We start from the raw sequence: 5,907 nt of genomic DNA on the forward strand, positions 1-5,907 counted from the left end.
GCTCACTACAGATAACGCGTTTTACCTCTTGCCGAGATCAGCTTTTGGGGGCTGCCAAACGGCTGTACTGGTCCTGGCTGATCCAGCCGGTAAACGAACGGTCGTCGGCATTGATGAATTCAACCTGGGCCCAACCATCCTTGAACGCCAGTACGCCGACCACGTCATTCTTGACGATATACGGACGCTTGACGGCCTTGGCGCCAGGGGTTTTCAGCAAGTAAGCCTTGTCGGCGGACACCGTCACCAAGCCGATCCATTTTTTGTTGGCGGTCTGGGTCAGGTCCAGGCCGGTGGCAATCTCCGGCATCAGTACACTCATGCAACCCGGATGCTGGCGGCCCTGCTCCACGGTGAGAGTCACGCCGTCCGGCGCAGGCTTCACGCTACCGGGGTAGGCGGCGTCGAGCCAAGTGGTCAGTGCGCCGGGCTTGCCTTGCAGGTAGAACGCACAACTGCGGGTGACGCCCTCCCCTAGTGCTTCCGCGTAATAGCCTTCAACCTGACGGTCAGGTGTCACCGCCAGCATCAACCCTTCGTATTTACCCGAGTGCAACGTCGGCGAAGCGGCCAAGGCCGGCGCTACGATGCACAACGACAACACACTCATCGCGAGAAAACGGATCATCTTATTATTTCCTTTCAAGTGCGTCGTAGGCTTTTTTCATCAGGTCGTCGTAGTTGCCATAGTCCTCGCCGTTATAGTTGCGGGCCATGGCAGTAAAATCCTTGTCTTTCATGGCTTTCATCAACGCCGGGCTCTTGCTGCAAAAACCGAGGAACGCCTTTAGTTGGTTGCCGGCATTAATCTTCAAGGCGGCGGCAAACTCAAACACCGTTTTGTAACCGCAAGAGGCGAAGTTGAAACCCATGATCTGGAACATACCCCAGGAGGCCGACATCAGTGCGGCTTCCTGATCCAGGGCGAATGCGGTTGCCATGGTTTCCCAGGCCTTGGCCTGGTCCTTGTTATTGGTCTGCCACTGCGGCCCGGCCTTTTTCTTGTAGGGGTAGGACAGCAATGGATGCGCCTGATCGTAAATGTGCTTGGTGTACTTGCGAAACAGGTGCCCTTCGAAGGCGATCACCGGCAACTTGGCCGGCCCGAACCCCGAGCGCCCGCCGGACTCCACGGTGGCGAATGCGCGGATGATATTCACCGAGATACCGTTGCCCAACTGCGTGGCAGCGTTCTGGAAGTCACTGTCGCTGAGAGTCATGCCCCCGTCGCAGGTGGCCTGGAGCATCAACTGCCGGTTGCGCCGCTCGGCCTCGACCATCGCCCGCATACGGTCCAGGTACACATTGACCGTGGCCTGCACCGCATCGCCGTTGTTATTGCCAAAGACATTCAGAAAACTTGGAATGCGCATCGTGGGAAACGCCTTCACCGGCACCTTCACCGCCTCTTCGATCAAGCTATTGAAGGTGCGTCCAGTCGGGTCGATCACCCCGTCGGGGTGCGCATACTTGAGGTGGCGGAACTGGTACTGGCTGATGCACTGCACCAACTGACCATCGCACTTGCCGTTTTCAGCGAGCGGAAAACCCATTTTCGGGGTGATCAGATTGAACAAGTACTGGATGCACTGAACATCGGCGGGCAAGTTACGCGCTTTACCGGGAGCGCCGACCGACGCACTGATAAGTCGGGGCAACCCTTGCAGGCTTTTCATGACAGACATCCTTGTTAGTTAAAGAAGTAGTGGCACTTCAATATCAATTCCACGCCCTTGTCATACTATGTAACAAGTGGCTGGCGGAAACTAACAAGGCGGTTTTGGGTTGTCCAGAGCGAGCTGCAAAAGTTGTGAAACAGCCGGGTTAAATCAATCAGAAACCATGGGAGTCACGGGTTTTCTGATACTTGTGGAAATCAATCCACTCAACCACATCGTAAGGCAGGTACAGCTGCATCCGCGCCCGGGAAATCGCGATATACACCGCACAGAGTCGTTGGTCGAACGCATAGGCATCCTTGAACTTCACGTTGGTCAGCAGCTCGGGCGTAAGCAGCACACGATCGAACTCCATGCCGCCCGCCTCTTGCGCCAGCATCAATAGGCAACGCTTGCCGGGCACACCGCCCAACCGGTTCAAACGCGTGATATCGGCGACGTTGAAGCCTTTTTCCAGCTCATTTTCTACCCACAGAAACGACTCATCGAACTGGTTGGCATCGCGTACTTGCTGCCAGTCATCCATGTCCGTGAAGTCAGCATGCGGGCCATTATCGTTATGTTCGTTGCTATAAAACTCCGGTTTGAACAAGGCGATGACGCTGATCATGAAGCGCTGGAGATCCTGCTGCGCCGCATTGTCGAGCAAACCGAACGGGCAGTTGGCTCGCTGAAGCTGGATGGCCCACTTCATGGTGTCCCAATGGGATGCGGTCAACACCACACAGCCTTCCGGCGGCACGAAGCCTTGGGGGTAATGCTCGATGCTCACGTCTGCATCCCGTGCGCCCTCGAAGGGTGTCTTGCCCTTTTGCGAGTGCACGCTGATCAATGGATTGACCAAGCGCTCAACGTTACGACCCGAGCGCACGGAGTAACTGATGTCGCTGTGCCGGACTTCGCGCTTTCTGCGCACCATCACGCCGCTGGCCAATTGGTACTCATCGCCGAGGGTGATCAACACTTGGCGGCCGCGTTCGATAATCTGCAGCAACGAAGGCGGGATGTCCTGGCTTTCATCGATCAATACATGGGTGTACCGGGGCGGCACCACACAACCGTCGAGGCATGCACGCTTGATCAGCAACAAGGCCGCGAACCCGGTCTGGCCTGCCCATTGCGGGTTGGCCGCCAGATAAGTCCACACACGGCTGGAATATTCCAGCAACACCTGGGCATCCACGCTGGACAACGGCTGCTTGAAATGCGGCAAGTGCCTGGCCGACAGGCTGTGATGGTTGGAGTGACAATAGCTTTCGAGCACCTTGAGACAGACGTCGAGCGTTGCCTGGCCGTCGTGACCGCGCCACCCATGGATATCCAGGGCTTGCGACACTGCCAGCTTGCCGGGCAGCTTGGCCGATGTTGCCGGCGCGATCGGGCGTGGTCCCTGCAACAGGGCCTTGGCGAAAGCGGCAAAGGTCGAACCGGCTTTGCTGTCTTGCGCCAGCCCCATGCGCTCACGAAGCGTCGCCAGTTTTGCCCCCGTGCGCGCCAGCACCAATGTCTGCGCAGGGCGCAGGCACTCGATCAAGGCGCCGAGCAGGTGGCTCTTGCCGATCCCGGCATAGCCTTGAACGTGCAGGTCTTCATTGAGGTTGGCGCGAAAGGTGCGTACCAGCTTGTCCTGGGCCGGGCTGAGCCAACGCTCACGATGCCGGGGTGTGATCATTTGTTGGCTGAACGGATCATTGCCGCGCAGGTGGCGTACCTTGTAGTCGGTATCCCATTTCCCAGTGGGCAGCAGGTAATCCCGCGCCGCCACTTCTTCAGCCGACAAGAGCCGCAGGTTGATCGTTTTGAGCGCGTTGAAGCCGAAGTACAACTTACGCGGATCGAACAGTCGCCGGGCTTCGGACAACAGCGCCGCCGTACCGGGAGACGGAGTCTCCACCGCCCAGCCTATCAACTTGGCCAGGATGCGCTCGGCGCCCGTACAGGTCAGGTCTTTTTCCGTGGCCTGGGCCAGGTTCTGGATGACCAGCAGCGCCGCCAGTTCAGGGTCCGTCAGGCCAGCCAGCGCATCGGCATTTTCGGCCGCGAGCAAGGCAGTGCAGGTCTCATCGGTGACCGGCAAAAATACGGGGGTGGTTAAATCAAAATGTTCCGGTTGCATACTTCCTCGCAGCGTCGCAGGCGTCAGGCTTCGCCGGGCTCGACCTGAATTCCCAGCTCAAAGCGATACTCGCCGAGAGACCCGGACATGCCGCCAGGAAACCGACCGGCTTCACCGGCGGCGTTGATCTGCTGCTGGAGTTCAAACACAGCCATATCGAACAACCTGCGCAAGTCCTCGGCGCTCTGCGCAGCCACATTCAATTGCAGGGTATAAGCGCCGTTCAGCGCCGGCGGGACAGGCTCGACGGCAGGGACCACGTCGCCGACCCGGATCATCTCGGCCTGGCTCAGGATTTCAGCGTGCTCGTCATCCATGAGGTCCAGCACCCTCGACAACTCCAGGGTCTGTTCCGGATGCGATTGAATACGGTCCTTGATCTCCAGGCGCCGCATCTGCCACTCCCGCAGCTTTTCGCGAGTGAGGTCGTCCACTTTTTCCACGGGTGCTGTCTCCAAATGCCAGGCACTGGAGTATGCCGCCATGGACTGCTCGATGGCAGATGGCTTGAACGCATTTTTTGAATTGGATTTGAAGAGGTACTGCAAGGAAGAGCGTTATGGAGGCAACCCCACCAGCCACACCCCGGCACACAATGTTCCCGCTGTGGCTGCTGCCTTCCGGCTCTGACCAGGTTCACGGGTAATCGTTGCGGGGGGACCGATGGGGTCACCATAACGACGCTGGCCTCTCGGCAAGCCGCGCCATTGTACCGATCTCATCGGAAGTTACAACCGTTGGTTCTGGATTAAAAATGTGAAGAGGCTCAAGCACTTGTCTGCGCCCGTGGGAGCAACATAGAACCCTGTGGGAGCCGGGCTTGCCCGCGATGCTGGCGACTCGGTCTGTCTGGGCTACCGAGGTGATGCCATCGCAGGCAAGCCAGCTCCCACACAAGGCGGATTACTGCGCCAGTACTACCTCATCCGCTCGGCCACCTTCTTCCTGGATCACCAGGTGAATGAAGTGCAGCTTGGCGATCACTGCCGGTGGCAGCACGAAGGGATAAAAATCCGGCTGCCCCATGCTGCGTGACAGTTCATTGAGCATGCCGGCCAGTTCGATCCAGGCATTGATGAACGAAAGGAACACCGGGCCGCCTGGGTGCTCAGGGTCATAGAGTGTGGTGAGCGGAAACGGCTGGTAATCCAGGTCCATCTCACGGGCACTCATGCCAAAACCGAGGGCGGTGTCGACGGCGTCCATCATGTGCAGGTAGTGCGCCCAGGTTTCCGCCCAATCTTCCCAGGGGTGCATGGTGGCGTAGGCGCTGACGCAGGCCTGCTGCCAATCCGGACGCGGGCCGTTCTGGTAGTGCTGGTCCAGTGCTTCGGCGTAACTGGCGCGTTCGTCGCCAAATAGCTGGCGAAAGGGTTGCAGCCAATGGGTGTTGGCAATCAGGCGGTCCCAGTAGTAATGGCCGACTTCATGGCGAAAGTGGCCGAGCAAGGTGCGATAGGGTTCGCGCATCTGCACCCGGACTTTTTCGCGATGGGCATCGTCAGCTTCCTTGATGTCGAGGGTGATCAGACCGTTGGCATGGCCCGTCATGGGCGCATTGCCCTCCAGGTCTATGCCGATGAAATCGAAGGCTAGGCCAGCGTCTTCATCGACGCTTTTGGGCACCACTTGCAGACCCAGGCTGATCAGTTGCGCCACCAACCGACGCTTGGCGGTTTCCACTTTGCGCCAACGCTCGTGGTTTTCCGGGATCGATAAATCAGGAATGGTGCGGTTGAGGCTGCACGCCACACACAGCGGTGCGGTGCTGTGGGCCGGGATCAACCAGTTGCAGGCGGCTGGGGTATCGAGGTTGGCGCAACGACGGAAGGCGCCGGCGCCGAGATTGTCATCCGGCAGCCAAGTACCCTCTACGGGGCCAGGTTGCAGAGAGGAAAGGCGGTTTTGTTGGGGGTGATAACCCAGCAGCGCCTGGCAGGCCAGGCATTGGCTGTTGCGAAAGAACAGGGACTGGCCACAACGGCACTGCCACACCTTGCTGTCGCGGGATGTGCCGGCTACGAACGGTGCAGCGATACGCGAACTGAGTTGCTCGAAGTAGCGGAACATGGCGGTCTCTCCCTGGGTAACCAAGACTAGATCATTTAGCAC

Annotated in this window: 5 protein-coding genes and 1 other RNA gene; all 6 read right to left on the reverse strand. The window is 58.7% G+C overall.

Annotation, left to right across the window (positions count from 1 at the left end; genetic code table 11):
* Positions 1 to 37 precede the first annotated feature (37 nt).
* The 6 genes from ACRESD_RS10170 to ACRESD_RS10195 all read right to left on the reverse strand — a co-directional run bounded on the left by ACRESD_RS10170 (position 38) and on the right by ACRESD_RS10195 (position 5,865).
* Positions 38 to 628, reverse strand: a complete 591-nt coding sequence (locus ACRESD_RS10170; protein WP_431750794.1) for a hypothetical protein — start codon at positions 626 to 628, stop codon at positions 38 to 40.
* A 4-nt stretch (positions 629 to 632) separates the two neighbouring features.
* Positions 633 to 1,676: an N-acetylmuramidase family protein gene (locus ACRESD_RS10175; protein ID WP_431750795.1), complete on the reverse strand. Its 1,044-nt coding sequence runs from the start codon at positions 1,674 to 1,676 to the stop codon at positions 633 to 635.
* Positions 1,677 to 1,833: 157 nt separating this feature from the next.
* Positions 1,834 to 3,795 carry a hypothetical protein gene (locus ACRESD_RS10180; RefSeq protein ID WP_431750796.1) on the reverse strand — a complete coding sequence of 654 codons (1,962 nt, stop codon included), beginning with the start codon at positions 3,793 to 3,795 and terminating at the stop codon, positions 1,834 to 1,836.
* Positions 3,796 to 3,818: 23 nt separating this feature from the next.
* Entirely contained in the window at positions 3,819 to 4,280 is a 462-nt protein-coding gene (locus tag ACRESD_RS10185) for a hypothetical protein (protein ID WP_431750797.1), read from the reverse strand.
* Positions 4,281 to 4,364: 84 nt separating this feature from the next.
* Positions 4,365 to 4,461: signal recognition particle sRNA small type (gene ffs, locus ACRESD_RS10190), an RNA gene on the reverse strand.
* Between the two features lie 237 nt (positions 4,462 to 4,698).
* Positions 4,699 to 5,865 (reverse strand): zinc-binding metallopeptidase family protein, encoded by a 1,167-nt coding sequence (locus ACRESD_RS10195; protein WP_431750798.1) that lies wholly within the window; start codon positions 5,863 to 5,865, stop codon positions 4,699 to 4,701.
* Between the last annotated feature and the right edge of the window lie 42 nt (positions 5,866 to 5,907).

Source organism: Pseudomonas sp., from assembly GCF_050739995.1.
In the GTDB taxonomy this organism is placed as follows: Bacteria; Pseudomonadota; Gammaproteobacteria; order Pseudomonadales; family Pseudomonadaceae; genus Aquipseudomonas.

What these genes read in the sequence shown, in the direction of transcription:
- ACRESD_RS10170 (WP_431750794.1), bottom strand. Translation starts at nt 628, where the DNA reads ATGATCCGTTTTCTCGCGATGAGTGTGTTGTCGTTGTGCATCGTAGCG.
- ACRESD_RS10175 (WP_431750795.1), bottom strand. Translation starts at nt 1,676, where the DNA reads ATGAAAAGCCTGCAAGGGTTGCCCCGACTTATCAGTGCGTCGGTCGGC.
- ACRESD_RS10180 (WP_431750796.1), bottom strand. Translation starts at nt 3,795, where the DNA reads ATGCAACCGGAACATTTTGATTTAACCACCCCCGTATTTTTGCCGGTC.
- ACRESD_RS10185 (WP_431750797.1), bottom strand. Translation starts at nt 4,280, where the DNA reads ATGGCGGCATACTCCAGTGCCTGGCATTTGGAGACAGCACCCGTGGAA.
- ACRESD_RS10195 (WP_431750798.1), bottom strand. Translation starts at nt 5,865, where the DNA reads ATGTTCCGCTACTTCGAGCAACTCAGTTCGCGTATCGCTGCACCGTTC.